General features: G+C 60.0%; 22 protein-coding genes. 17 read left to right on the forward strand and 5 right to left on the reverse strand.

The genetic code is table 11. The features are described from left to right. Positions 1 to 12: 12 nt before the first annotated feature. The 4 genes from J3U87_RS11610 to dcd all read left to right on the forward strand — a co-directional run bounded on the left by J3U87_RS11610 (position 13) and on the right by dcd (position 3,802). Positions 13 to 936 (forward strand): polymer-forming cytoskeletal protein, encoded by a 924-nt coding sequence (locus J3U87_RS11610; protein WP_237383202.1) that lies wholly within the window; start codon positions 13 to 15, stop codon positions 934 to 936. Positions 937 to 961: 25 nt separating this feature from the next. Beyond that, positions 962 to 1,639, forward strand: a complete 678-nt coding sequence (locus J3U87_RS11615; RefSeq protein WP_237383203.1) for a Rossmann-fold NAD(P)-binding domain-containing protein — start codon at positions 962 to 964, stop codon at positions 1,637 to 1,639. A 190-nt stretch (positions 1,640 to 1,829) separates the two neighbouring features. Next, on the forward strand, positions 1,830 to 3,194 hold the full coding sequence (locus J3U87_RS11620; RefSeq protein ID WP_237383204.1) for an RDD family protein: 1,365 nt from the start codon (positions 1,830 to 1,832) through the stop codon (positions 3,192 to 3,194). A gap of 74 nt (positions 3,195 to 3,268) precedes the next feature. Next, positions 3,269 to 3,802, forward strand: a complete 534-nt coding sequence (dcd, locus tag J3U87_RS11625) for a dCTP deaminase (RefSeq protein WP_237383205.1) — start codon at positions 3,269 to 3,271, stop codon at positions 3,800 to 3,802. Positions 3,803 to 3,914: 112 nt separating this feature from the next. Here the strand turns inward: dcd and J3U87_RS11630 are convergent, their stop codons facing one another. Further along, on the reverse strand, positions 3,915 to 4,352 hold the full coding sequence (locus tag J3U87_RS11630; protein ID WP_237383206.1) for a hypothetical protein: 438 nt from the start codon (positions 4,350 to 4,352) through the stop codon (positions 3,915 to 3,917). A 99-nt stretch (positions 4,353 to 4,451) separates the two neighbouring features. Here J3U87_RS11630 and J3U87_RS11635 point away from each other — a divergent pair, with 99 nt between their 5' ends. From J3U87_RS11635 to J3U87_RS11665, 7 genes are all read left to right on the forward strand, one after another. Then, entirely contained in the window at positions 4,452 to 6,485 is a 2,034-nt protein-coding gene (locus tag J3U87_RS11635) for an Rne/Rng family ribonuclease (protein WP_237383207.1), read from the forward strand. A gap of 147 nt (positions 6,486 to 6,632) precedes the next feature. Continuing rightward, positions 6,633 to 6,878 carry a phosphoribosylformylglycinamidine synthase subunit PurS gene (purS, locus tag J3U87_RS11640; protein ID WP_237383208.1) on the forward strand — a complete coding sequence of 82 codons (246 nt, stop codon included), beginning with the start codon at positions 6,633 to 6,635 and terminating at the stop codon, positions 6,876 to 6,878. Positions 6,879 to 6,880: 2 nt separating this feature from the next. Next, a complete protein-coding gene (gene purQ, locus J3U87_RS11645; RefSeq protein WP_237383209.1) occupies positions 6,881 to 7,579 on the forward strand; it encodes a phosphoribosylformylglycinamidine synthase subunit PurQ in 699 nt (232 codons plus the stop codon). A 2-nt stretch (positions 7,580 to 7,581) separates the two neighbouring features. Continuing rightward, a complete protein-coding gene (locus J3U87_RS11650; RefSeq protein ID WP_237383210.1) occupies positions 7,582 to 7,860 on the forward strand; it encodes an AtpZ/AtpI family protein in 279 nt (92 codons plus the stop codon). Beyond that, positions 7,826 to 8,344, forward strand: a complete 519-nt coding sequence (locus J3U87_RS11655; RefSeq protein ID WP_237383211.1) for a hypothetical protein — start codon at positions 7,826 to 7,828, stop codon at positions 8,342 to 8,344. The genes J3U87_RS11650 and J3U87_RS11655 overlap by 35 nt, the downstream gene beginning before the upstream one ends. Before the next feature lie 97 nt (positions 8,345 to 8,441). After that, positions 8,442 to 9,128: a F0F1 ATP synthase subunit A gene (atpB, locus tag J3U87_RS11660; RefSeq protein ID WP_237383212.1), complete on the forward strand. Its 687-nt coding sequence runs from the start codon at positions 8,442 to 8,444 to the stop codon at positions 9,126 to 9,128. 81 nt (positions 9,129 to 9,209) lie between these two features. After that, positions 9,210 to 9,488 carry an ATP synthase F0 subunit C gene (locus J3U87_RS11665; RefSeq protein ID WP_237383213.1) on the forward strand — a complete coding sequence of 93 codons (279 nt, stop codon included), beginning with the start codon at positions 9,210 to 9,212 and terminating at the stop codon, positions 9,486 to 9,488. Positions 9,489 to 10,474: 986 nt separating this feature from the next. On the opposite strand, the gene J3U87_RS11670 is transcribed toward J3U87_RS11665, so the two are convergent. Next, positions 10,475 to 11,626, reverse strand: a complete 1,152-nt coding sequence (locus J3U87_RS11670) for a hypothetical protein (RefSeq protein ID WP_237383214.1) — start codon at positions 11,624 to 11,626, stop codon at positions 10,475 to 10,477. Beyond that, complete coding sequence (locus J3U87_RS11675) at positions 11,611 to 14,070, reverse strand: Eco57I restriction-modification methylase domain-containing protein (RefSeq protein ID WP_237383215.1); 2,460 nt, start codon at positions 14,068 to 14,070, stop codon at positions 11,611 to 11,613. Before J3U87_RS11675 ends, J3U87_RS11670 begins: the two co-directional genes overlap by 16 nt. A 21-nt stretch (positions 14,071 to 14,091) precedes the next feature. On the opposite strand from J3U87_RS11675, the gene J3U87_RS11680 reads away from it, so the two are divergent. The 6 genes from J3U87_RS11680 (at position 14,092) to rapA (ending at position 23,321) form a co-directional block, all read left to right on the forward strand. Beyond that, positions 14,092 to 14,478, forward strand: a complete 387-nt coding sequence (locus J3U87_RS11680) for a hypothetical protein (RefSeq protein ID WP_237383216.1) — start codon at positions 14,092 to 14,094, stop codon at positions 14,476 to 14,478. A 321-nt stretch (positions 14,479 to 14,799) separates the two neighbouring features. Further along, on the forward strand, positions 14,800 to 16,236 hold the full coding sequence (locus J3U87_RS11685; protein ID WP_237383217.1) for an ankyrin repeat domain-containing protein: 1,437 nt from the start codon (positions 14,800 to 14,802) through the stop codon (positions 16,234 to 16,236). Positions 16,237 to 16,381: 145 nt separating this feature from the next. Continuing rightward, positions 16,382 to 18,361 carry a M48 family metalloprotease gene (locus tag J3U87_RS11690; protein WP_237383218.1) on the forward strand — a complete coding sequence of 660 codons (1,980 nt, stop codon included), beginning with the start codon at positions 16,382 to 16,384 and terminating at the stop codon, positions 18,359 to 18,361. A gap of 262 nt (positions 18,362 to 18,623) precedes the next feature. After that, positions 18,624 to 19,403 carry a cyclase family protein gene (locus J3U87_RS11695; protein WP_237383219.1) on the forward strand — a complete coding sequence of 260 codons (780 nt, stop codon included), beginning with the start codon at positions 18,624 to 18,626 and terminating at the stop codon, positions 19,401 to 19,403. 144 nt (positions 19,404 to 19,547) lie between these two features. Then, positions 19,548 to 20,342 carry a CDP-diacylglycerol--serine O-phosphatidyltransferase gene (gene pssA, locus J3U87_RS11700; protein WP_237383220.1) on the forward strand — a complete coding sequence of 265 codons (795 nt, stop codon included), beginning with the start codon at positions 19,548 to 19,550 and terminating at the stop codon, positions 20,340 to 20,342. Between the two features lie 78 nt (positions 20,343 to 20,420). Beyond that, the gene (rapA, locus tag J3U87_RS11705) at positions 20,421 to 23,321 is read left to right on the forward strand and encodes an RNA polymerase-associated protein RapA (protein ID WP_237383221.1); all 2,901 of its coding nucleotides are present in this window, start codon (positions 20,421 to 20,423) and stop codon (positions 23,319 to 23,321) included. Positions 23,322 to 23,363: 42 nt separating this feature from the next. On the opposite strand, the gene nadB is transcribed toward rapA, so the two are convergent. Continuing rightward, positions 23,364 to 24,980, reverse strand: coding sequence for an L-aspartate oxidase (gene nadB, locus J3U87_RS11710; RefSeq protein ID WP_237383222.1), 1,617 nt, complete (start codon positions 24,978 to 24,980; stop codon positions 23,364 to 23,366). A gap of 95 nt (positions 24,981 to 25,075) precedes the next feature. Next, positions 25,076 to 26,044: a quinolinate synthase NadA gene (nadA, locus tag J3U87_RS11715; RefSeq protein ID WP_237383223.1), complete on the reverse strand. Its 969-nt coding sequence runs from the start codon at positions 26,042 to 26,044 to the stop codon at positions 25,076 to 25,078. Between the last annotated feature and the right edge of the window lie 2 nt (positions 26,045 to 26,046).

The following is a 26,046-nucleotide window of genomic DNA, read 5'->3' on the forward strand; positions in this document are numbered from 1 at the left end:
ATGAGGTACACCATGACGGCCCGAGAAAAACACAGACAGCTTCGAGTCCCGGCACTGGCTCTGGCCTGGTTGTTGGTATGGTTTCTCGGCGCGCCGCTCCAGGCGCAACAACCGCCCTACGTGGTGACCGGCCTCAAGACCTACGAGGGCAACGTCTTCGCCGTCGGCCAGGACGTCATCGTCGAGGGCACCGTCAAGGGCGATGTGGGCGCCGTGATGGCCGACATCCACATCAAGGGCACCGTGGAAGGCAACATCACCGCGCTGGGCGGCTCGGTGCGCATCTATCGGGACGCGAACGTCTCGGGCAACCTGCTGTGCCTGGGCGGCGACGTGTCCTCCCACGAGCAGGCCATGGTCGGCGGCAAGATCGTCCACCATTTCGCGCCGTCCGGTCCCAGCCGGGAAAGCGCCTACCTCACCAGTTCCCATTCGATGGCGGCGCTGTTCTTCGCACAATCCTTCTTTCTGTTCCTGGTCATCATCATCACGTTCTACATCTTCCCCAACCAGGTCAACGAGGCCAGCTTCCAACTGGGCCAGGATTTGACACGCCATTTCATCATCGGCCTGATCACCCTCGCGACCTTCCTGCTCGCCATGTTCGTCAGCATCCTGTTGATGGTGGTCATGGTCGGCTTCCCCATGTTCCTTCTCTTTTCCAGTGGCCTGATGGTCGTGTCCATTTTCGGTAGCGTGGTGGTGTTCCATCGCGTCGGTACGGTCATCGAAGAGCTTTCCAACGGCTTGCTGTCCACCGTGGCGAGCCTGCTGATGGCCGTGCTGCTGATCGGCGTGATCCTGCACCTGCCGCTCTTGGGCACGCTGATGCAACTCACGATTCTGATCATGGGCTGCGGGGTCATCATCGAGACGCGATTCGGAACCAACAAGCAATGGTTCACCAAGAAGAAGCGTTACTGGGCGGCCAGTTGAGCCGTTCGGCCACGAGGAGTCGGACATGACGGACCAACGAGGAAAACGCGCCGTCCTGTTGGGCGCCAGCGGGTTGATCGGCGGCTACTGCCTGGAACACCTTCTCGCCGACCCCACCTACGACCGGGTCGTCACGCCGTTGCGCCGTCACCTCGATCTCGAACACCCCAAACTGACCCAGCGCATCGTCAGCTTCGACCACCTCTCCGCCAATGCCGACTGTTTTCACGGCGACGATCTCTTCTGCTGCCTGGGCACGACCATGCGCCAAGCCGGGACCCGCGAGCAGTTTCGCCACGTGGATCTGCACCTGCCGCTCGAATGCGCCCGCCTGGCCCACGAAAACGGCATGCGCCGATGCCTGGTCATCACCGCCCTGGGTGCCGACCCCGACTCGCGAGTGTTCTACAACCGGGTCAAGGGCGAGCTGGAACAAGCCCTCGAAACCCTGGGTTTCTCTCACTTGAGCATCCTGCGCCCTTCCCTGCTGCGCGGCCCGCGCACCCAATCGAGGCCCGGCGAAAGACTCGGCGAATGGGTTTTGGCCGCCACGAGTTGGTTGCTGGTGGGACCGCTTCGCAAATACCGCGCGATTCACGCCCGTGTGGTGGCCGAGGCCCTCGTCGCCCAGGCCAAACGGGAAGAATCCGGCGTGTTTCGGCTCGAGTCCGACCAAATTGCGCGAACGGCGTCGATTTCGTGATCCCGGGCCGGAGTTTTCCCAGTATGGCGCGCTCCGGAAACCCGGCCGGCCCAACCAGAGACGAAAGACTTTTTTGTGAATTTATCAACCGCAACCCTTATAATCAGAGGATCAAAAAGGTTTCCCTGATTCCGTTGCCCGTTTGGAACCGCAAGTTCACGAACGCGGCGCGTATTGGTAAAGGTGGATCATGTCTAATTCGGTGCTGCGACGTAAGAAAAACGACGGGACCTATGAGGAATTCACCCTGTCAAAGCCGATAACGACCATCGGCAGAAGTCGCTCCAACGATATCGTGATCAACGATACGAGTGTCTCCCGACTGCACGTGCGCGTGGAGAATCGCAACGGTCAGTACTTCGTGCTCGACAACAATTCCTCCAACGGCACCTTTCTGAACAAGAAGAAGATCACGGAAGCGCCCATTCGCAGTGGCGACACGCTGGTCACGGGTCGCATCTATTTCTATTTCACCGAGCAAACGGAACAAATGGATCCCAGCGACAGCGCCACCGCCACCCTGCCGACACTGGACGCCAACGCCAATCCGGCGATGGTCAAGTCGACGCGGCCGATGCAGGCGGTCTTGCCGCCGGATCACGACCGAACCCTGCGCAGCAGCGACGAGTCGGATCCGTTCTGGACGCCGCCGCCCGCACCGATGGGTCGCACCGCAGCCACGCCGCCGCCCGCACCCGCGGCCGCAGCCGCCACGCAGAGCGGCGGAGAAGAGTTGCTGGCGTGGGACGATTCCGCGCTGGAGGATTTGGACAAATACCAAACACCCAAGGCGCCGCTGCCCACCCAACCGGGTGGTGTCGAGCCCATGCCGCCCAGCCCGCCGCCGCAGGCGGGGCCTCCCCAGGCCGGACCTCCACCGGCCGCACCGCCCCAGACCGGCGCGCCGAAGGGCCGATTCCCACTGCCGATGCCCGGCGAGGATCCGCCCCCGCCGCCCGCACCGGCGACCGCCACACCGCCCCCGGCGCCGGGTGGCCAGCCGGCCCAGCCACAGGGACGCTTTCCGCTGCCGGTACCGCAACCGGGCGATGCGACCCCACCGCCCGCACCTCACGGCGGCCAGGGTCCCGTGGCACCGCCGCAGCCGGATCCCACACCCGGCGGCTCGATCTTCGACAACGTCGCCAGCAAGCCCGCCGGCGCGCACCGCAACGCCGAACCCGTGCCGCGCCTGGTGGCCTTCCTCATCGATTGGGCGGTGGGCTTCGCGCTGATCCTGCCCGCCTTCATCTTCGTGATCGCCAAGATCGGCTGGCTGGCCATGGCATTCTACCTGTTGGGCATGATCGCCAACCTGGCCCACTTCGTCTTCGGCTGGGCCAAGTTCGGCAAAACCGTCGGCAAGCACATCATGAAATTGCGCATTATCGAAGAAAAATCGCCCGCACAGGAGGGACTCAGTCCCAAGGCCGTGTTGCTGCGCCTGCTGGTACCGGGCTTCACGTTCGGCATCGCCTACATCTTCATTTTCATCGACCCCGAGCGACGCGGTCTGCACGACAAGATCGCCGATACGCGCGTCATCCAGGAGTGAACCGCGATGGTCGGGCTCTCCGGATCCCGACCGCGACACGCCGTCACTCGATCCCACTTCGAGGTACATCCGCCATGATCTTGACAGGACCCGAAATCCATCAACGCCAGGGAAAAGACATCATCATCGAGCCGTACAACGCGGAGCAGCTCAATCCCAACAGCTACAATTTGCGCCTCCACGAATCGCTGATGACCTATGACGAAGATATCCTGGACATGGCCAAACCCAACCATGCGCATCATTTGACCATTCCGGACGAAGGCCTGGTGTTGCAACCCCATAAGCTCTACCTGGGCCGCACCCTGGAACGTACCGAAACCTTCAACCTGGTCCCCATGTTGGAGGGTCGCTCGTCGGTGGGCCGGCTGGGCCTGTTCGTTCACGTCACCGCGGGATTCGGGGACGTGGGCTTTCGCGGATTCTGGACCTTGGAGATCTTCGCGGTCCAACCGATCCGCATCTACAAAGGCGTAGAAATATGCCAAATCTTTTATCACACAATCGAGGGCGAGCAGAAAACATACGATAGCGGTAAATACCAAAACAACAAAGGTATTCAACCCAGTATGCTTTACAAAGATTTTGCAAAAATGCGGGGCGAGTGAAGGCCCTCGAAAAGACGCCCGACTTTTCGCAAAAATCCAATAAAAAAGGGCCTCGAGAGGCCCTCATCAACGGGAACGGCGTTCCCGAATGGAAGCGTTTCCAACACCAGAGTCAGGCGCGAACCTTACCCTGCATTAACATTTTCTCACCGCTTTCAAAAAGTGTTATCATCTTATCCGGTCCAGGAATCTCAGTGACAATTCCTTTGCCAAACGTGACATGCGTGATGCGATCATCCACTTTGAATGTCTCATACATGTTGTAGGGTTTGGCGATCGCGTCGTCCCAGTTGCTCACCAATGCATTCCACTTGGACGCGGCCGATGCCTTCGATCCCGAAGATGCGGCCTTGGAACGGGACGACGTCGCTCTACGCGTCGTCGTGGTTTTCGCCTTAGCGACACGGTGATTGTGCTCGCTATTGCAGGTCAAACAACGTACCCTGCGGGGTTGATCGTCGACCATGGCCACCACGCGATGGTTCAAGACCATCTTACAACGACCGCAATAAGATTCCAGTTCGCTTCCAACACCCAGTTTTTTGAACATGAATTTCCCCCTTGCCTAGGTACCCAAAACACTCATAATAGCAAACCTAGGAGAAGGATTTAAGATTTTTGGACTAAGATGAATTAAGGACTTAACTTCATGCCCAAATATAAGATGCTCATTAACGCCAGAGATTTCGACCAGTTACGCGTGGCGATCATCAACGAAAAGGGACTGCTGGAGCAAATCGATTTCGAGTCCATGAACAACACCAGCAATCTGGGCAACATCTACAAGGCCACCATCACGGCCATCGAACCCAGCCTTCAAGCCACCTTCGTCGATTATGGCGGCAACCGCCACGGCTTTCTGCCGTTCAACGAAATCCACTCGCGTTATTTCACCACCAACGACCGCCGTGCCCCCCTGCACGAGCGGTTCAAAATCGGCCAGGAAGTGATCGTCCAGATCGCCCGGGAAGAGATCGGCCTCAAAGGCGCCTACATGACGTCCTACCTCTCGCTGCCCGGCCAGTACCTGGTCATGATGCCGCTGACCAGCAAGGTCGGCATCTCGCGCAAGATCAGTTCCCACGAAGATCGCCAGCACCTGCGCAACGTATTGGAGCAGATCACCGTGCCCGACGGCATGGGCTACATCATCCGCACCGCCGGACTCGGCAAGACGCGCGAGCAGATCCAACGCGACCTCAACATTCTGACCACCACTTGGCGCGAACTCGAGTCGCGTGCGGCGACCCGCCCCAGTCCCACCATGTTGTACCGCGAGGACGACGTGGTCACCCGCACCATTCGCGACTATTTCAACGAGGACATCAGCGAGATCCTCGTCGACGACAACGAAGTCTTCCAAACCATCAGCAACTACTTCAAGAAGATCCTGCCCAGCTACGCCCACATCGTGCGCCAGTACCGCGGCAAGCAACCCCTGTTCGCCAAGTACAACCTGGACGAGCAGGTCGAGCGCATCTTCACCCAGAAGATCCAACTGCCCTCCGGCGGCTCGATCGTCATCGAGCAGACCGAGGCCCTGGTCGTCATCGACGTCAACAGCGGCAAGACGGCCGAGGGCGACCTGGAATCGACCGCCTTCAAGGCCAATTGCGAGGCCGCCGAAGAAATCGCGCGCCAACTCCGCTTGCGCGACCTGGGTGGCCTGGTGGTCATCGATTTCATCGACCTCAAGGACAAGCGCAACAGCCACGAAGTGGAACAACGTTTACGAGAAGCCTTGAAAGCCGACAAAGCTCGTATTACTATTTCGGGTCTAAGCCGGTTCGGTTTGCTGGAGATGTCTCGCCAGCGGATCAATACCTCCAAAGAAGTGCGTCACTACGTGGATTGCCCCGTCTGTAACGGAACCGGGCGCTTCAAGTCGATGGAACTACAGGCCCTCGACTTGCTGAGACGCATCAAACTTTATGTATACAACGGGACTGTGAAAGAGCTGAAGGTGAGCGTGTCCGAGCCATTGACGCTGCACCTCCTCAACGAACGCCGAACGGAGCTGATGGAGCTCGAGAATCGGTACAACACTAAAGTAGTCCTGCAGACCCGACCGGGCCGTAACATGCCCCCCCATTTCGAGGTTGCACGACGTCCCCAGCAGGAGGAAAAGGACAATATGGTGATGCCCGCGCCGCTCTCCCTGTCTACCATGGCCGCGTCCATGAGTGAGCAGGACATCAACCAGCAGAAGGATTACCGCGAGGAGAAACTCGAGGGTCTCGAAAAGATGACTTTCGAGGAGCTGCGCACGCAAGACATCCCTACGCCTCAAGACATTCCTCCCTACGACCGCTTCAATTTCTCGGTCCGAGTGATGTTGATGAAACGCCATGGCCTCTACGAGGACCGCATGGAAGAATTCAAGGAAGCCGTCCGCAAAAAAATCATGGGGGCCAACTACAACACCAAAGGCAAATCCGGCAGCGAGCAGACCGCCCCGGAACGTCCGCGCCAACGGGATTCCCAACCACAGGGTCGGCGCGATCACCGCCGCCGGGACGACTCCCGCAACTACCGCCAAAACGAACCATCCGACGAATCCAAGAGCCAGGGTGGCGATGGCGAACGCGACGGCCAGCGTTCCTACGCCATGGCCGGCGGTCGCTCCAGTCGCGGGCGCGGTCGAGGCCGCGGACGTGGCCGTGGACGCTCCCACCGCAATTGAACCGAACCGGGGCGGGCCTGGCGGCCGGCCCCGATCCCGACCGCGGAGCGCCCACCGCGGCGGCACAAATCCGCACCCTGAATTCCCGGTTCTTGGTGTACAATCTTTTCCCCGTGGACAAAAACGTCTTTGCATGGGGTACACGATATGAAAAAAGTACGGGTCATCGTTCGATTGAGACAGGGAGTTCTCGATCCGCAGGGCAAGACCGCCGAGCACGCACTGCACTCTTTGGGGTTCGAGGAAGTTCGCGACGTGCGCATCGGCAAGTACATCGAACTGGAACTGGACGAAACGCTCGAGGCCGACAAGCTGCACGAGCACGTCAAGGAGATGTGCGACAAGTTGCTCGCAAACCCGGTCATTGAAGATTACGAGATCGTGGAGGGCTGATCATGCGGGTTTCGGTTCTCATTTTTCCCGGCAGCAACTGCGACATGGACGCGATTCACGCCTGGTCCAAGGTCTTGCACGCCAAGGTGACACCCGTGTGGCACAAGGATCACGACCTGGCCAACCCCGATCTGGTGTTCATCCCCGGCGGCTTCTCCTTCGGTGATTACCTGCGCTCCGGCGCGATCGCGCGTTTTTCGCCCGTCATGAACGACGTGGCGGCCTTCGCCAAAAAGGGCGGCTACCTCTTCGGCGTCTGCAACGGCTTCCAGATCCTGTGTGAGATGGGCCTGCTGCCCGGCGCCCTGCTCACCAACAAGCACCTCAAGTTCCTCTGCCAGGACGTCAACATCCGCGTCGCGAGCACGCGCAGCCCCTTCACCGCCAATTTGACCAAGGATCGCATCCTCCACATTCCCATCGCCCACGGCATGGGCCAGTATTTCGCCGACGAGGACACGCTCGACCGGCTCGAGGACGGCGACCAGGTGGCCTTCCGCTATTGCGACGCGGCCGGCGACGCCAGCGACGCGGCCAACCCCAACGGCAGCGCCCGAAGTATCGCCGGCATCACCGACGCCGCGGGCCGCATCTTGGGCATGATGCCCCACCCGGAACGCCACGCCGAAGCCGAATTGGGCTCCGTGGACGGCGCCACCCTGCTGAGCTGCATCATGCAACATCTCTCCAAGGCGGCCTGACCTTGTCGAAACAGGGAAGCCATTGGTATCGGCTGGCTTCGATCGGACCACACTTTCTCGTGTGTACCCTCATGGGGTTCGCGGCGGGAAAGTACTGGTTCGACGCCTGGTTCGATTCCTATCCGGTGTGCACCGTGATTTTTTCCCTGCTCGGCATCGCCGCCGGTTTCCTCAATTTGTTCCGCGAGGTCGCGCTCCTGAACAAGATCGAAGAAGAGGAGGCCCGGCGGCAGGCCGAGGGCGAGGATGTGGGTGATGACGACGCGAACACCGAATCTTGAATTGCCGGACATGACCGTTCCCGACAGCGGCCGGAACGCCGAGCATGCCCCTTCGAAAAGGAACGCGCCCGTGTCAGACGAACGAGATCGAGCGACGCCGCCGGCCGACGATCAGGGTCGCGGTTTTCTCCGCTGGTTCTACCGGTTGATGCTGCTGAGTGGGATTCTCGGCTTGATGCCCTGTGCCCTTTTCGCCTCCGCGAGCGGCCTGCCGAGCTTCGCGTTCGGGGTCCTGTTCGTGCTGCTGATGGTGGGTCTGTGGGACTTCACCCTGTTTCTCTCCCTCAATCCCCAAAGGCCTAGTCCCTCATTGGGTTCCATGCTGATTTTTCTCCATTACGGGTTGCTTGGTGGGGCCTTTTATGCAATGATCTCGATGTTTGACGTGAGCTGGGAATGGTTTTCAGTCGGCACTTCCCTTCTTATTCCCAGCTTGTTACTTGCTCTGTTTTTTTCCAGTCGCGGAGCAACCACAAAGCGATAGCGGCGGCGAAGATCGTCTCCTTCTAAACTTTGATGAATTTGACGTTTTCCAAGCATATCGACTGCAAGAATAACCATAGCGTTAGGTAGGCTTTAGTATGGAAACCCACCCCTCACTTTGGACGCTTCTTCTCGAAGGGGCGCTTCACATCGATGCGATCATGTGGGACCACGTGGTTGCCGCGGGTATCGTGTTCCTCTTTCTCACGATCCTCGGCTTTATGGTGAAGTCCAAAGTCAGTTTGATTCCATCCGGCCTTCAGCAAGTGATCGAGGTCACGCTGGAAGGCCTGCTGGGCATGTTGGACGAGAATATCGGTCCTCATGGCCGCAAGTATCTGCCGCTGATCGGCACCCTCGCATTTTTCATTTTCATGGCCAACTTCTTGGGCATGGTTCCCTCGTTCTCCGCCGCAACCGGCAACTTCAATACCACCATCGCCTGCGCCCTGATCGTGTTCTTCTACTACAACTTCGAGGGCCTGCGCGAAAATGGGGTCGGGTATCTGAAGCATTTCATGGGTCCCATTCCCCTGTTGGCGCCGCTGATGATTCCCATCGAAATCATCGGCCACTTGGCGCGCCCCTTCTCTTTGGGTGTGCGTCTGTTCGGCAACATTTCCGGTGAGCACATCGTCGTACTGGTGTTTTACACCCAACTGTTTGCATGGCTGGTTCCGGTCCCCCTGATGGTGATCGGGCTTTTTGCGGCCTTCCTGCAAACCTTCGTGTTCATCATGCTCACCATGGTTTATATCGCGGGTGCCATTGCCCACGACCATTGAGATTAAAGGTTTGGTTTGACAAAACCTCATCTTGAGTTTCGTCTCCGAAACGAACCTCAAAAACACTTGGAGGAAATTCCAATGCGCAAGTTCGCAGCGTTTCTTTTGATCTTTTTCGTGACGATGACCGCCATGGCTCAAGACGCCGCTGGCTCCGGTTTCACCATTACGCCCGCATTCTCCATGGCCATTGCCGCCGGTATCTGCGGCCTGGCCCAGGGTAAGGCAATCCACGCCGCATGCGAAGGCATCGCCCGTAACCCGGGTGCCGCGGGTAACATCCGTACCACCATGATCATCGGTCTGGCCTTGATCGAATCCTTGGCCCTGTACACCTTGGTTGTTGTGTTCGCGAAGTAATTTCGCAAACGGATCGTCCCGAAAAAGCCGCTCGAACGAGCGGCTTTTTTGCGTTTTGGGGCCAGGGCATTGAATCGAAGCCGCAAATGCCCCGCGATCTCCGTTCGTGACCAATGTTCGGATCACTGCTCAAACAAAACGCGGGCGTTTGGTCCGCCACCAGCGGGCCCCCCGAGGGAGTGAGACAGTACAGCGAATGCGGTCCTGTGTTCCGGTGATTTACATTGTCGACGATCAACCGGATGCTTGGACGTGCACCGTTCGCGGCCAATCCTGGAGGGATGGCCAACGCCATGTTTGGCCCACAACTTATTAAGAACGCGCACCTCTGGTGCGCCACCAGCAGGGACCCTGAAGGGGTCATACATTACAGCGAAGGGTTAAGGAGCCGTAGGCGACGCAACCCTGGTTCCCTGGGGTTCCCGGACCCCAGCCCTGAAGGGGCGGGACTACGAAGAACTCCTCGAACATGGCGGCAACTCCGCGAGAGTCCGAATAGTTCCGCCCCGTTGGGGCTGGGGCTCGGGATCCTCGAACAACCAGGGTTGCGTCGCCTCCCGGCTCCTTAACCCTTCGCTGTATTGTGTCGTCCCTTCAGGACGCCCGCTGGTGGCGTGCCTGCGGCACGCGTTTTTATCAATGGTGGCCCAAACATCCGGCTGCTGCGCTCGCGGCCATCCCTCCAGGATTGGCCGCGAGCGGTGACCATCCGAGCATTTGGTTGACCAAGAACGAAGTTCATCCAGGCATCCGCCCGGCCGTGTACAACGACCACCCGAGCATCGGGTTGACCGTGGCACATGCCCATCCCAACAGAACCCAAAGCAGAGATGGGCATGCCCCGGGTCACGCTGAAGGTGCGGGCGGCCATCCCTCCAGGATTGGCCGCGAACGGTGACCATCCGAGCATTTGGTTGACCACGAACGAGGATCATCCAGGCATCCGCCCGGCCGCCAACAACCGAACCGGGACCATTCACCTCGGCTTAAACGCCACCCCCCACGCTCCCCGCCATTTCGCCGACCTCACACCGCGAGATGGGCTCCAGCCGCTCCCGCCATCCGAACAGCTCGGACAACGCGCGAATTCTCTCGCCGAGATCCACCCAACCGGCTTCGTTCTCTTCCCGAACCGCGGGCGCACAGCTCCATCCACGCGGCGTCGACCACAGCGTCAAAATGCACCGATTCCACCTCACCCGCCCCCAACGCCGCGGCTCGCTCAGCGCGATCCACTTTCCTGGTCCCAACGCCACGGCCCGCGCATGCCGGTAACGCCGACGCGCGGCATCGCCATCCGCGTGCAGGATCGGGAATCGGCGCAGGTCGGCAAAGCGAATCCGAGCATCGGTCGCCATCACGAAATGGGGCTGGCGATCGCGGGGATCGGGCAAATCCGGAAAGGCCACACAACGGAATCGAGGCCCTAGAACACGCAAGCAATCGCGCCGAAACCAGGCCAAACGATCGTTGGATGCAGCCAGAACCCAGGCTGCCCCCTCGAAATCGCCGAGTTCGTCCCGGAAGCGTCGCGCCAACGTCTGACGATTCTCTCTCAAGTCGTCCACCCGCAGTAGGTTCCATGGCGAAAGCAGACTCGGCTGAACCCATAGTTCGCCGGCCTCGCCATACCAACAGGTCACATTTGACGCCGTGGCCTGCAGCCGGGCCTTCATCCGCGCGGCCGGGTGAACCGACATGCCGCGATAGGCTTCCAAACAGTCGCCAATCTTCGTGGGTCGAGCCGGAAGCCAGTACAGCGGCTGCAGGCCGTCTCCCTCCCAGCAAAGCCCCGGAAAAGGGCTCGGACCCGCGAGACGCCGCAATGCCCGAATCGGTGGAGCTCGCTCGAACGGGGTCTGAAGGAACACCAACGGGCGGGACGGTTCGCGAATGCGAATCCGGTTCAGATCCTTCAAGTCGATACCGATTACCGGACGATGGGAACCGGGCCGAACATCCCTGCATCGCTTCAATACCGAAAGCCAGGATGGTGCCGAGCGGGAAGGCATCACCACCTCAAAGGCGTCGAGCCCCCAATCCCAGGGAAACAAAGGCACGCGCACATCGAGTTGAACCCAAGCGAAACGATGGAGCGCCAGCCGCATATCCAAAGGATTCATCAGGTCAGCGGCCATTGATCGACTCCTTGCGCGGCGCACCACAGATCGCGCGGTTCGGGGATCGACAGCGGGCGGGTGTCCCAGTCGGGTGGAATCGGCAGGCGATCGCAGGTATGGGCGTAGAAAAAGAAACAGCGATCCTTGCCGCGCTCGGCCATCGCACGCAGGTCCTGATCGGCCGTCACCGAACACGCGTAGAGGAAGAGCCGGTAGGCTGGCTCGAACCGCTTGATCTGGACGTAATACGCCGTTTGATCGGGAATCCACGAGCCACCGCGGATCAGGGCCGGCGTCCAGCGCGAAGCGAGGTATTTCCAGACCAACAGCCAACCACCGAGAGATCGCGCGCCGTAGGGCAAGCCGACCCTTCGGCCCTCGATGCGTGCTTTCGAGATGCCTTTCAACCAACGGCGCTCGGTCTCGCTCATGTCGCGACCCAGTATTTCCGCTTCGAAGGGCCAGTAGATCCAAGCGCCCGGGGCTACCCGATCGGTTTGAATGTCGCGACCGCGCAGTAGCGGTCGCAATCGGTCACGCGGCACCATCGCCGGAGGCCTTTCAAAGGTGAACAGGCGCTTGGCACCAGTCACGATCCCACGGCGGGCGCGAAACCCGAGTTCCCCGAGCGTCGGCCAGTGGCTCCTGCGGCAAAACCCTTCACGAGCCTCGGGTTCCAGGTGCCACATGCCGAATCGATCGCCCAACTCGCGCTGTGGAAGCGAAAACGAACGGGTGCTCGCCTTCTCGTGAAGCTCGACCGCAATCCGGTGACCGGCTTCCGCACCGCAGCGGCTGACCCCCAGCGCCAGCGGAAAGGTATCGGCGCGGAACACCACACCCTGATCCAAGCCGTAATCGAACAGGTACTCGATGCGACAACGATCTTGAAGATAGGCGCGCAAACCCGCGCCGTATTTGGCCTGAAGCATTTTGGACGGCAACAGGAAACCCAGGTGTCCCCGCGGCCCCAGCAGCCCCAGGCAGGCCGCGGCGAAGTACAGGCTGGCATCGGTCTGGCCTTCGAGCGAGAGCCCCGGAGGACAGGGAAGCCGCGCCACCATGGCCTGCTTGTCCGGCGTCTGCAGCTTGCCGGCGGCGACCCACGGCGGATTGCCGAAGATCAAGTCGAAACCACCCGCCAGCATCGCATCGCTGAACACGACGTGCAGCGATTTCTCCGGCTCGGGAACCGGTTTCGGCACACGGCGGCGCGCTCCGGGTTCCAAACCCGGCAACGATTTCTGGTCGAGCCGCGTCCGCATTCGCCGGCGCGCGTCGCGATGCCGGCACCCTACCAGAAAACCCGCCAGTTCCTGTTCCAATCGATGGATGTGCCTGAGCCTGGCGGTTCGCTGGAGTCCGTCACTGGCTGGGAAGGATGCCCGTAAACGCGCCAGTTGGCCGTACTTGGGCCATTTCTTCAGAACCTCCGGCGCGACCGGCAAGTGGGCGTTGAGGAAGTCGCCCGGGCGAAGGTGGTGTTGCAGGTTGGGCAACACGGGCGCAGCCGACGGTTCGGAGACCTCCAGGTCCTGAATCATGTTGAGCCAGAGGCGAACCTCGGTCAGCCGCACCGCCATCGGGTTGATGTCGATCCCGTAGAGATTGCGGGTGACGATGTCCCGCTTCAAGGCATAGAGCTTGCCGTTGTAGCGCTGATCCTGGGGCGCGAGATCCAACCGATGTCGCAGCAGCACCTGAAAGGCGGCCACGAGGTAGGTCCCACTCCCACAGCTCGGGTCCAACACGCGGACGGCCTTCAATACCTCGAGCCGAGAACCCGGATCGGACATCTCGGGCCGCATGGCCAGCCAGGCCGCGAATCCGGCCTCCACCTGCTTCTCCGCCAGGTGTCCTGGTGTGTAGAACGTGCCTTGGGCCTTACGATCCCGTTCCACGAGCAGGTTTTCGAATACCGCGCCCAACACTTCGGGGCTGATGCCCGCAATGCGGCGCTCGGCCCGCGCCTCGAACAGTGAAAAGGAGTATTGGGTCGCCAGCATGTCCATGAGAGCCGTACACCAATCGTTGGGAATGGCCGGCAAGGCCTCCGGATGAAAACGGAACAGGCCGCCACCCAACCGCGGCAGGCATCCCAAGGAAAACGCTTCCGCCACCCGCACCCCCTCGAGCCGGGCGAACAGGGGTTTGAGGAAGGCCTGCACGATCGAGAGCGACCTGACGCGACAGCGCGCCATGTGGGTTTCCAGATAAAAGGGATCGAAATTGAGCCAACCCTTGCGCTGCACGAACATCAGAAAGATCAGCTTCAGGACCAGATCGACCAGGGCCAGGTGCATCTGTCCGTTCGACGGCCGCAACTGTTGCAGGTAGTCGCGCAGGCTGCGAAAAAAGGAGGCCCCTTGGGTTTCGCGTTGCAGCAACAGGAACAGACGTTCGAGCGACGCGGAGCTGGGTCGGCGCAGGCAGCCCAACACGTCGCGATCGTAGCGACTCAAGTGGGAAAAGTTGAGTTCCAAATGGTGGAAGGCGGATGCTTCGGACTTTCCTTTCCGCCAGAAGACCAAATGGGCGTTGGCGCTGCGGTGATGTACGACATTGATCACCGCGCAAGTGAAATCACGATCGTTTCGAAGGGCCCGTATGCCTTTGGCCAAATGGGTGTAGGCATCCTTGGGGGTCTGCTCCGAAACCAAGATCTCGAACAGGACACACACCGGGGTAGGGCGAAAGAGAATCCGGAAAACCTGATCCGCCAAAAAACCGGGCAGTCGAAGCAAGCCAAAATCCTCGGGATCGAGGCTCAACCAGGGGTCGGTATCTTCACCAAACAAAAAACGGCTCTGAAGGCCGAGTTCCTTTTCTCGCATGTCATCACCATGCGAGGCCTGACCCTGGCATTCTAACAAAGAAAATCGATCAAAAAACTTTTTAATGACACCGTGCAAACCCAGAAGACTCGACAGTCCTAAACAAAAACATGAAAGCCATTGGTTCCAGCAAAGTACCAAACCACCACCTGACGATTCAGCCTCGCAACCTCTCACTTTTCTTCACAAAGCACGTTTCCGAAAAGCTCACAGACATCACCCAAGCGCCTTTTCCGGCGGACCCCGACGAATGTTGACCGCAAGACCAAATGGAGCGACAATGCGAAGGACGCGTTCTCTCCATATCTTCGCGCATCCCAATCAGGGGCCCCATACTCGCTACACGGAGACCCTTCCATGTGTCCCAAAATCAGATTCTTTGCCATTTTTCTAAGTCTTATCGCCGGCATCTCCCCCGCGTTTGCCGGACTCATTGTCCTAAAGAATGGGAAGAAAATCCCATGTAAGGGACCTTATGAAGTCGATGGTGCCTTTCTCGTCTACCAGGATCTCAAAGGCCAGCAATTCCGCATTCCCACCAAAATCGTGAATCTGGACGCCTCCGAGAGGGATTTCGAACCCGGAAAAAAGAAGGAAGAAGTCGGCGAGACCCTGTTCAAGGCGGAACCGCTGATCAAGGAACGGGAAGATGTCGATCTCTACGAAGCGGCGAAAAAATCCAATCGGGACCCGGTGAGCGAGGGCGGCCAGGACATGGTCATCGACGAAGCCAAAATGCGACAACAGTATTACAAGCGCGATCGCGGGTCGACCAGCCTGGTCGATCACTGGGCGATCGATCGCTTCTACTACGCGGTCAAGCACAACGACGTCAACGATGTGGCCTTCTTGTTGGGCGAGGGCGTTCCGCCGGACGGGCCGATCTACAAACAGCAGGGCAAGCTTCCTCCCTTGTTGATTGCGGCCCGCAAAGGGTACAAGACGATCGTGAAAATGCTTCTGGCGGCGGATGTCCGGCTCGAGGTCGCCGATGACGAGGGCAACACCCCACTGAACCTCGCCGCCCGGGAAATGACGCAGACCCACACCTCCATCTCGATGATGTTGTTGGCGAAGGGCGCCAAGGCCAACACCACCAACCGCGATTTGGAGACGCCGCTCTATTTCGCGCTGCACAGCAACAACAGCAGGTTGCTCTATGCGCTCACGCGCAACGGCGCGCCCATCGACGAACCCGACCACACGGGTATCTACCCCCTGATGCGTGCCATCAAGCACTTGGACGTGAAAGCCTCCAAGATCCTGCTCGACGCGGGTGCATCCATCAAGATTTCGGATTCCAAGGGCAACACGCCCTTCGTCGAGGCACTGCGGCTGGACAGCATTCCCATCATGGAGCTGTTGATCAAAGCCGGCGCCACCGAAAACTACAAAGCCGACCAGAGCAGGGAGCTCGTCAACCTGGCGTTGAGTGGGAACAGCGCCAACAGTGCCGCCTATCTCATGGAAAAACTGAACGTCAAAAATATCCCCAACAAAAACGAGCACCTTTCCCGAGCGGTGTCGAGCAATCGTTTGGAGATGGCTCTGTTTCTGATCGAAAAAGGTGCCCCGGCCTCGGGTACCGGCATTTCCGGAGAACCGCTGCTCATCGAGGCGGCACGTGCGGGTCACCTCAACATGGTCAAGCTGCTGATCGACAGGGGCGCCGATCCCTATGTCAAAAGCAAAAAGGGGGTCACGGCCTATACCGAAGCAGGCGGCACGCAGCGCGACGACATTCGCACCTTTCTGCGACAGGTTTACCAAAGCAAAACATCGGAGAAAAAATAACCGAGCGAATTTCACCACCGTCACAACGCCACGCGCCGATCCTCGTCGATCGGCACAACACCGCGGACCATATATATGTATTCACCGATCCATCGAACCAACTCAGGGGCCTCTGAAGTGCACATGCAGATAGCAGAGGTTCGCATTGACTGAAGCCTACGTCGTCTCTCCCCACTCGATCGCGGGGGCACGTTCGGAAAACCAGGACTGTTTCGCCCATTTCGAAACCCCGTACGGTTCGCTATTCATCGTCTGCGACGGATTCGGCGGGCCTCGGCGCGGCAGATTGGCCTCGATGGAGACGGTCGAGGCCTACCCCGAGCACCTCAAGCAGGCCCACGGCCACGGCATGATGGCCCTGGAAGCCCTGCAATGGGCGACCGCCGAGATCAACGAGAGGATTTTCGAAAAAAGCACCTCGGGCCTGACGGAATTCGAGGGCATGGGAACCACGGTGGTGCTGGGCCTGGAAACGGAAGCCGGCATTTGGATCGGCCATATCGGCGACAGCCGCGCCTATCATTGGACCGGTAGCCAGCTCGTGCCCCTCACGCGCGACCACAGTGAACTGGCCGATCTGATCTATTCCGGAGATCTGAACGTCGCCGGCGCGCTTCACCACCCGAGAGCCGGGGTACTGACCCAGGCGATCGGAGCGGAGGAAGACGGCGCCCTGGAGCTGGCCAAACAACCGATTCGATTGCGCGCGGGCGAAAGTCTCATGTTGTGTAGCGACGGCTTGTCGGGATTCGTGGAAGACGAGGTCATCGCCGGTGAAATGGCACAGATCACGGATCAGGGACAGGCCGCCCGGCACCTGGTTCGCCTGGCCCTGGCCCACGGCAGCGACGACAACATCACGGTCCTCTGCATTCACAATCCCGGTTCCAAGAAGCGAAGAAAGAGCGCCCTTCCCCACATAGACACCACACCCGACGACACATCCACGTCACCCTCGTGGAACGATTCCGACAGCTTCATCGCCAGCCAGGTCCAGGCGCGGGGATCGCGTGCCGCGTCGTCCGGCTCCCACCCGAGTGCCCACCCGTCACCGGAACCCGGTGACGCCGGCCGCGTGACCACGGTCTCCGCCAAACGAGCCGAGCCGATCGCGGAGGAGAAACCCAAGTGGCGCATTCCCTTGTGGGTCTACCCGACGGCCCTGTTGGTGGCCATGATCTTCACGGCCCTCCACTTTCGCAACATGGTGCAGATCAAGCCGTACGTACCGCCGCCCGAACCGGAGACCATCGCGGGTGAGCCGCCCACGGAGGTCGACGATCCCAAAAGCTACCCCTGGCAGGTGACGGAGTGCGAACGCGGTTTCGCCACCCAGGCGCGACAGATGCTCGGCGACGTGGAACAGGGTTTCCGCGATTCGGCGACGATGGCACTGTCAAGGGAGCTCGAATTGGGCGAACGGCTGGCCAAGCGCGCGGCCCAGGAATACGCGGGCCGGCTCGACACCGATGCGAACCTGGTCGCCTACGTGAACAAGCTGGGCACGTCCCTGGCCGCGGATCTCGGCGACCACCCCTACACCTTCGAGTTCCACGTGATCGACGACGAACGGCTCAACGCCTTCGCCCTGCCCGGTGGCCACATCTACCTCTTTACCGGTCTGCTGGAACACCTGGTGGAAAACGAGGCGCAACTGGCCTTCGTGCTCTGCCACGAGATGGTCCACATCCAAAAACGCCACACGGTGGCCCTGCTGCGCCTGTTCGAAAACCTGCCGGGTGAAGAAGACGGCGTGACGGCCTTTTTTCAATCGCTCCTCAACCTACCCTTTTCCATCACCCACGAGGCCGAGGCGGATCGTTACGCCCTGCTCACCCTGATTCGCGCCGATTATTCGCCCTACCAATCGGTTTTGCTGCTCGAGAAGTGGCAGCGACGGAATCAGGGCACGGCGTCGCAGAACCCATCTTCCTCCTCCAACATTCTGGACGTGCTCCTGCGTGAGGCCGGCGACCTTCTGGAAACCCACCCCGATCTCGACTTCCGCGCCTGCGAGCTGAGAAACCACACGCTGCAACTGCAAAAGCAGAATCGAACCAGCCTGAACTACGTGGGCCAGTCGAACTACCGCAATCGGATTCCCAAATCGGAGCTGATGTACTAGCCCCGAGAGACCTCGGCAGCAGAGCGCAGGATCGGGCGAACGAGGAACGGAACCTTTGGCCATCCGGAACCACCGAGCCGCGGAGAACGCGGAGCCGGGCCGACCGCCAAACCCCCACCAGCTTTCGTCCCGGAATTCGCCAAGATTTCCAGGGTCTACGCGGGATCGGGTATAATGAGCCACATTCACTTTTTCTCAATCTCTCAAAGTCGTCGATGGCTGCCACGACCTGGCCAGCCGACACGCAATCCGGAGGAAAACCATGACTTGGCTCGTTCCATGTTTCCATGTCCTACTACTATTTGGAGAGCCCACCATCTCGCTTCAGGGCAACCGCATCGTCGACCTGTCCCACGATTTCTCCGAGAAGACCCTGTATTGGCCTACCGCCCAGACCTTTACCCTCCAAGAAGATTTCAAGGGAACCACCGACAAGGGGTTCCACTACGAAGCCAACACCTTCAAGGCGGCCGAGCACGGCGGTACCCACCTGGATGCACCGAACCATTTCGCGGCCGGCCGTTGGAGTTCGGAACAGATTCCGCTCGACCGCCTGATCGGCGCGGCCGTGGTCATCGACGTGCGTGACAAATGCGCCGAAAACCGCGATTACCAGGTACAGACATCGGATTTCGAAGCCTGGGAAAAGAAGAACGGCCGCCTGCCGAAGGGCGTCATCGTGTTGCTCCATACCGGCATGGGCAAACATTGGCCCGATGCCGAGCGCTATCTGGGTACGGCCGAGCGCGGCCCGCAAGCCGTGCCCAAGCTCCACTTCCCCGGCCTGCACCCCCAGGCCGCCGAGTGGCTGGTGACACATCGATCGATTCACGCGATCGGGCTGGACACCCCCAGCATCGACTACGGCCAATCCACGTTGTTCGAAAGCCATCAAATCTTGTTCAAAGCCAACATTCCGGCGTTCGAAAACGTGGCCAACCTGGATCAACTACCTGCCAAGGGTGCATCGGTCATCGCACTGCCGATGAAAATCAAGGGTGGCTCGGGCGGTCCCCTGCGGATCATCGCCTTGCTCCCCTGATCGCGCGATATCTCCTGCCGCGTCTCGTGACCAAATCGTTCGGAACCCACCAATTCCTGGTGATTGGGGCCTGAATGATGTAGAGTGTTGAGCGGCCGTCACGAGACCGGCAGTCTTTCACGCGTCGTTAACGAGGTCTGATCAATGGTCGGCAAACGCCGAAAGCCCAATGTAAAAATCATTTTTCCCAGTACCCTGACCAGTTTTTCGATGGTGTTCGGTTTCATCGCGATCCTTCTGGCCGCCAACGACCAGATCGTCAAGGCCTGTTACATCATGATGCTTTCCATCCTGATGGATGGGCTGGACGGCAAGGTGGCGCGTATGACCAATACCGCCAGCGAGTTCGGAATCCAATACGATTCGCTCTCGGACCTCGTCGCATTCGGCGTGACGCCCTGTTTCATCTACGCGCGCTACTTTCTTCACGATCAGGGCTTCGACAAGCTGTTCTACCTGCTGCCGATGATGTTCCTGGTGTGTGGTGCCATTCGGTTGGCCCGCTTCAACATCACCGCCTCGATCTACGGCAAGACGCACTTCACCGGCCTGCCCATTCCGGCCGCGGCCTTCATGGTCGCCATGTGGCCGCCGTTCCTGAATTGGGTGCCCTCGTCGGAATTCCTGGCGGGTTTGGGCATGACGGAAAGGCTGACGCGCGAAAACCTGTTTCAATTCTCGATGGGCCTGATGATCGTACTCAGTTGGAGCATGATCTCGACCATCAAATTCGATACGCCAGGCGGGTTCTGGTTCCGTAAGTTCAAGACCAAATCGCTGAATTATCTGGTGATCATCGCATTTCTGGCCTTGATCCCCATGTTCCACTTCTCCTTTTTCTGCGTCGCAATCAGCGCTTATTATTTGACGTCCATGTTTGGCAGAGCGCTCTACGATCGAATCAGAAAAACCGAGGAAACGACGGCGATCATCGAATAAGCCGCCGCACGCGAGGCATGCGGCGCAAAGCATACCCTTTCCCCGACCGACCGCGGGGTTTCATCGAGAGGAGGATCTATGTCGGATTGGATTGCTGGCCAACGATGTGCGAGTCAAGGCGAGCCCACTCTCGGCCTGGGAATCGTCAAGGACGTCGGGGTTCGAAACATCACGGTACTGTTCCCCGCCACCTCGACCCAACGCATTTATGCCCGAAACAAGGCCCCGCTGAAGCGGGTCAGTTTCGAGCCGGGTGACGAGGTTCGCGACAACCAGGGCAACAGCTTTCTCGTTGCCGAGGTCAAAGAACAGAACGGGATCTTGTTCTACCTCGGCGCCGAACACGAGATCCTCCCCGAAACGGAACTGGATCACTCCCTGGTCTACAGCCGCCCCGACGAACAACTCCTCGCCGGCCAGATCTTCAAGCCCAAGGAATTCGACCTGCGCGTCAACGCCTGGGAGATCCGCAGCCGCAGCCTTTCCTCTCCATCGCGCGGCTTCATCGGCGCCCGCATCGAACTGGTACCGCACCAGCTCTACATCGCTCAGGAAGTGGCGCGCCGCTACAACCCGCGCGTCTTGCTTTCGGACGAAGTCGGACTGGGCAAGACGATCGAAGCCGGCCTGATCTTCCACCAGATGTGGATCACGGGCCGAGCTCGACGGGTGCTGTGCCTGGTGCCCAAGAACCTGGTCAACCAGTGGCTGACCGAGCTGTACCGCAAGTTCAACATTCTGTTCAACATCATGACGGCCGGCCACGCGCGGGAAATCGAAAAGACCCATCCGGGCATGAACCCCTACCTGACCCAGCAGTGCATCATTCAGAGCATCGACGAGGTCAGCAGCAAACCGCAGATGCAGGAACAGGTCACCCAGGCCGAGTGGGACCTGGTCATCGTCGACGAAGCCCATCATCTGTATTGGTCGCGCGACGTGGTTTCCGAAGAGTACAGCGTGGTTCAGTCGCTGTCCAAGAGCTGCGGGGCCCTGCTGTTGTTGACGGCCACGCCGCGTCAGCTGGGCCTGGAAAGCCACTTCGGCCGCCTGAAACTGCTGGATCACGACCGATTCGACAAATTCGAGGCATTTGCCGAAGAAGTGGATCTCTACACCGATCTGGCCGACATCGCCGATCACGTGCTGGAACACCGCCGCGAGGGCCTCACCCGACAAATCGAGGCGTTGTTCCCCCAGGATGCGGACCTGATCACCCAGGCCGAAGCCTGTGAACGGGAAGAGGCGGATGCCGACAAGGCCTTCCTGCAGTCGTTGATCGACCGCCACGGAACCGGCCGCATGGTGTTCCGCAACAAGCGCAAGGTGCTCAGCGGCTTTCCGGCGCGGTGCATCAACCCGATCGCGCTGGAGTCCAACCGCTACTACGAGGACTACATCGATGCGGTCCGCGACAAGGCCATCGACGTTTTCGAAGGGCAACGCATTCTGGCCGGAGCGCCCGCATTCCAATCGAACGAATTGGACACGGACCTGACCGATGCCGCCAACCTGCTGCAACGGGCCTGGCGCCAAGATCCGCGGGCGCAGTGGTTGATTTCCTTCCTGCGCCAACAGAGCGATGCCAAGTTCCTGTTGATCTGTTCGGACAAGATGGTGGTCCTGGCACTGCAAGAGATGCTGGCCCTGGCAAAGAACATCGAACTGGCCGTGTTCCACGAGGATCTGAGCCTGGTGGAGCGCGACCGGCAAGCGGCATGGTTCGCCAAGGACGACGGCGCCCAGGTACTGCTCTGCTCCGAAATCGGCAGCGAGGGCCGCAACTTCCAGTTCGCCCACAACCTGATTCTGTTCGATTTGCCGCTGAACCCCTCTCTCTTGGAACAACGCATCGGCCGCCTCGACCGCATCGGCCAGAGCGAGGACATCCAGATTTTCGTGCCCTACGTCAAGGGCTCGCCGATGGAGTATCTCTATCGCTGGTACCACGACGGCTTGGATGCCTTCGTCAACCACCTGATCGACGGCGATTTCATCTTCGAGCACCTCAAGCAGGAGATCTTCACGATCTTCGCACCGGTGGTCGATCCCGCGGTAATCGACGATTTCATCGAACAGAGCCGGGTCCTGGCCAACAAGGTCAAGGAGACCATCGAGCAGGGTCGCGACCGTTTGTTGGAATTGCACTCCTTCAACCAGGAGAAGGCCGAGGCCTTGATGGAGGAGATTCACGCGGTCGACGACGACCTGGAGCTGAAAGACTTCATGGATCGGGTCTTCGATCTCTTCGGCGTTTCGGTGACCGATTCGGGGCATGGCGACAACCAGATCGTGCGCCCCAGCCCGCACATGTTCGTGGAATCGTTCCCCGGCCTGGCCGAAGACGGCATGGAAATCACCTACGACCGCAACCAGGCCGTAACGCTCGAAGACCTCACCTTCATGAGCTACGACCATCCGATGGTGCAGGGCGCGATCGATTTACTGTTGGCCCTGCGTCGCGGTTCCACCAGCTTCTCGCTGTGGAAGAAGGCCCCGCAGCCCGGCATCCTGGTTCAGTGCCTGTTCGTGTTGGAATGCCCCAGCGCGCAGGGTTTGGCGTTGGAAGAGTACCTGGCCCCGTTGCCCATCCTGGTGGCGGTGGACCAGAACCAGCAACTGCGACCCGACCTGCTGGAAGCGCTCAAGGACGTCAAGCTGGACAAAGGCCCGATGGGTACGTTGCAGCAGCAACGCGGCGCCTTGGGCGAGATTCTCGAATCGCTGATTCAGATCGCCGAGGAGGAGGCGCGCACCGTCGCGGACAACTACCTCGAAGCGGCCGAAACCAAAGCGATGAACTCGCTCAAAGAGGAATACGACCGCCTGCGTTCGCTGCAGCAGATCAACCCCAGCATTCGCATGGAAGAGTTGGATTACATCGAAGACCAGCTCAACCTGATCGTGGAGAACCTGGAAGAATCACGCATGCGCCTGGACGCCCTGCGCATGATTTTGATGGTACCCGATCGCGGCTGATGCTCGGCGCCCCCGTGTCTCGAGCAAGACGCGGGGTGGACCTTACCGGAACAGGCCGTGGCGATGCAGCATCAACACCGTATCGTGGGCTTGGTCCTCGCGGGTCTCCGGGTGATCCACGTTGAAATGCAGGCCGCGGCTCTCCTTGCGTTCGGTGGCTGAACGAATCACCAGTTCGGCGATGATCGAGATGTTGCGCAACTCCACCAGATCCTTGCTGATGCGGAAATTCCAATAGGAATTCTCGATTTCCTGACGCAGGAACTCGATGCGGCGCATGGCCCGGTTCAAGCGCTTGTCGGTGCGCACGATGCCCACGTAGTTCCACATGAACTGGCGCACTTCCTTCCACAAGGGCGAGACCAGGGTCTCCTCGTAGGTGTCCGAATTCTCGTGGTAGAGCCAGGGCGCGATGTGGGTCGTGGGCCGCACCATCTCCTGCTCGCGATGGGTCACGATATATTCGAACGAGAGCTTGGCGTAGACCGCCGCCTCCAGCAGCGAGTTGCTCGCCAGGCGGTTGGCCCCGTGGAGCCCCGTGTAACTGCACTCGCCGCCCGAGTAGAGCCCCGGGCAGGCAGTGCGGCCGTAACCGTCCACCCGCAGACCGCCACAGGAATAGTGGGCCGCCGGAACCACCGGAATCGGCTGGGTCGCCACGTCGATGCCCAACTGATCGAGCGTCTGCACGATGTTGGGAAAGTGTTCCTCCATGTGCTTGCGCCCGAGGTGAGTCGTGTCCAGGAAAACGTGGTTGCCGCCGCTTTTCTTGATCTCTTTGTCGATCGCCCGGGCGACTACGTCGCGCGGCGCCAAGTCTTTCATTTCGTGGTAATCGGCCATGAAGGCGTGGCCGTCGAGGTTGCGCAGGATGCCGCCCTCGCCACGCACCGCCTCGGTGATGAGGAACCGGTTGACCTCGTGGTGGTAGAGGATCGTGGGGTGGAACTGGATGAACTCCATGTCGACCACCTCGATGCCGGCCCGGTACGCCATGGCGATGCCGTCGCCGGTGGCGGTCCTGGGGTTCGAGGTATAGGGGTACACCTTGCCGATCCCGCCCGTGGCCAGGTACACGATCGGGGCCACGAAGGCCTTGACCACGCCGGTGTCCGTTTCCAGCACGTAGGCCCCGACCGTGCGGCTGTGCTCGTTGATGGACTTGCTGCCCGGCTGGTACTGCAGGATCAGGTCGATGGCCATGTGGTTGCGGTGAATGTGGATGTTCTCGTGGTCCTTGACCGCCTCCACCAGCGCCCGCATGATCTCGGCGCCCGTCGCATCCTTTGCGTGGACCACGCGATTGTGGGCGTGGCCGCCTTCGCGGTGCAGGCTCAAGCCGCGCTCACCGCGGGTGAATCGCGTGCCCCATTGGATCAGGTCTTCGATCAGTTCGGGTCCCCGCTCCACGACCTGGGCCACCACCTCCGGATCGCAGAGACCGTAACCGCAGGTCAGGGTGTCCTCGGTGTGGGAGGCGAACGAATCTTCCTCCGAAAGCACCGCATTGATGCCGCCCTGCGCATATTGCGTCGAGGACTTTTCGTAATCGTCCTTCAACAGGACGTGCACATTTCCCAACGAAGCCGCTCGCAACGCGAACGACAGACCGGCGATACCGGCACCAATGACCAAAAATTCGGATTCGATGACTTCCATGGAGTGAGATCCCATTTCCTTATGCGATTGTGACCGGGTTCCCGATCGGGCCGGGCCGCGTGCCGTCCGGGCGGCGACCCCGCGATACCTTCGGCTCAGGAACGCGCCAACATTTCCAGCAACGGCTTTTCCGCACGTTGCCGCAGGTCTTCGGACATCTCGATCTCGGGCTGACCGGTCAGGAGCGCCTGATAGACCTTTTCGAGTGTGTTCAGCTTCATGAAGGGGCAGTTGTTGCAGTTGCAGTTCTCGTCGTCGTTCAGCGCCGGGATGAAGGTCTTTTCCGGCTCGTTCTTCTTCATCTGGTGGATGATGCCGGCCTCCGTCACCACGATGAAGGTGGTGGCGGGATCGTCGGAGACGAAATTGAGGATTTTGCGGGTGGACCCGATGAAATCCGCTTCGTCCAGAATGTGCGGCGGACATTCGGGGTGCGCCACCACCTTGGCCTCGGAATGGCGTACCTTCAACTGGACCAATCGCTTGTGGCTGAAGGTCTCGTGCACGATGCAACTGCCGTCCCACAGCACCATGTCCCGATTGGCGCGTTTCGAGACCCAGGCGCCCAGGTACCGGTCCGGCGCGAAGATGATCGGCTGATCGGCGGGAATCGAGTTGACGATGTCGACTGCGTTGGTGCTGGTGCAGATGATGTCGCTCAGCGCCTTGATCTCGGCGGTGCAATTGATGTAGGTGACCACCACGTGATCGGGATGTGCCGCTTTGAACTCGGCGAACGGGCCCGGCGGACAGGATTCGGCCAGACTGCAGCCGGCGGCCATGTCGGGAATCAGCACGGTCTTGGTCGGGTTCAGGATCTTGGCGGTCTCGGCCATGAAGTGAACCCCGGCGAACAAGATACGCTTGTGGGTCACGGCTTGGGCGCGGCGGGCGAGGTCGAGGCTGTCGCCGATGAAGTCGGCCACGTCCTGAATGTCGCCTTCCTGGTAGTAGTGGGCCAGTAAGATGGTGTCGGTCTCTTTCTTGAGGCGCTCGATTTCCTCGAAATAATCGATGCCGGGTCCGAGATCCACACTGGAACCGAAAGCGGTGGTGGTTGTCATAA

The organism is Sulfidibacter corallicola (genome assembly GCF_017498545.1).
GTDB lineage: Bacteria > Acidobacteriota > Holophagae > Acanthopleuribacterales > Acanthopleuribacteraceae > Sulfidibacter > Sulfidibacter corallicola.

Bases quoted from the DNA above. Each gene is read 5' to 3' on its own strand.
- purQ (WP_237383209.1), top strand. From the start codon at position 6,881: ATGCGGGTTTCGGTTCTCATTTTTCCCGGCAGCAACTGCGACATGGAC.
- J3U87_RS11695 (WP_237383219.1), top strand. From the start codon at position 18,624: ATGACTTGGCTCGTTCCATGTTTCCATGTCCTACTACTATTTGGAGAG.
- J3U87_RS11635 (WP_237383207.1), top strand. From the start codon at position 4,452: ATGCCCAAATATAAGATGCTCATTAACGCCAGAGATTTCGACCAGTTA.
- J3U87_RS11680 (WP_237383216.1), top strand. From the start codon at position 14,092: ATGGTGGAAGGCGGATGCTTCGGACTTTCCTTTCCGCCAGAAGACCAA.
- J3U87_RS11630 (WP_237383206.1), bottom strand. From the start codon at position 4,352: ATGTTCAAAAAACTGGGTGTTGGAAGCGAACTGGAATCTTATTGCGGT.
- J3U87_RS11670 (WP_237383214.1), bottom strand. From the start codon at position 11,626: ATGGCCGCTGACCTGATGAATCCTTTGGATATGCGGCTGGCGCTCCAT.
- nadA (WP_237383223.1), bottom strand. From the start codon at position 26,044: ATGACAACCACCACCGCTTTCGGTTCCAGTGTGGATCTCGGACCCGGC.
- J3U87_RS11685 (WP_237383217.1), top strand. From the start codon at position 14,800: ATGTGTCCCAAAATCAGATTCTTTGCCATTTTTCTAAGTCTTATCGCC.
- nadB (WP_237383222.1), bottom strand. From the start codon at position 24,980: ATGGAAGTCATCGAATCCGAATTTTTGGTCATTGGTGCCGGTATCGCC.
- J3U87_RS11620 (WP_237383204.1), top strand. From the start codon at position 1,830: ATGTCTAATTCGGTGCTGCGACGTAAGAAAAACGACGGGACCTATGAG.
- J3U87_RS11665 (WP_237383213.1), top strand. From the start codon at position 9,210: ATGCGCAAGTTCGCAGCGTTTCTTTTGATCTTTTTCGTGACGATGACC.
- pssA (WP_237383220.1), top strand. From the start codon at position 19,548: ATGGTCGGCAAACGCCGAAAGCCCAATGTAAAAATCATTTTTCCCAGT.
- purS (WP_237383208.1), top strand. From the start codon at position 6,633: ATGAAAAAAGTACGGGTCATCGTTCGATTGAGACAGGGAGTTCTCGAT.
- J3U87_RS11610 (WP_237383202.1), top strand. From the start codon at position 13: ATGACGGCCCGAGAAAAACACAGACAGCTTCGAGTCCCGGCACTGGCT.
- J3U87_RS11615 (WP_237383203.1), top strand. From the start codon at position 962: ATGACGGACCAACGAGGAAAACGCGCCGTCCTGTTGGGCGCCAGCGGG.
- atpB (WP_237383212.1), top strand. From the start codon at position 8,442: ATGGAAACCCACCCCTCACTTTGGACGCTTCTTCTCGAAGGGGCGCTT.
- dcd (WP_237383205.1), top strand. From the start codon at position 3,269: ATGATCTTGACAGGACCCGAAATCCATCAACGCCAGGGAAAAGACATC.
- J3U87_RS11655 (WP_237383211.1), top strand. From the start codon at position 7,826: ATGTGGGTGATGACGACGCGAACACCGAATCTTGAATTGCCGGACATG.
- rapA (WP_237383221.1), top strand. From the start codon at position 20,421: ATGTCGGATTGGATTGCTGGCCAACGATGTGCGAGTCAAGGCGAGCCC.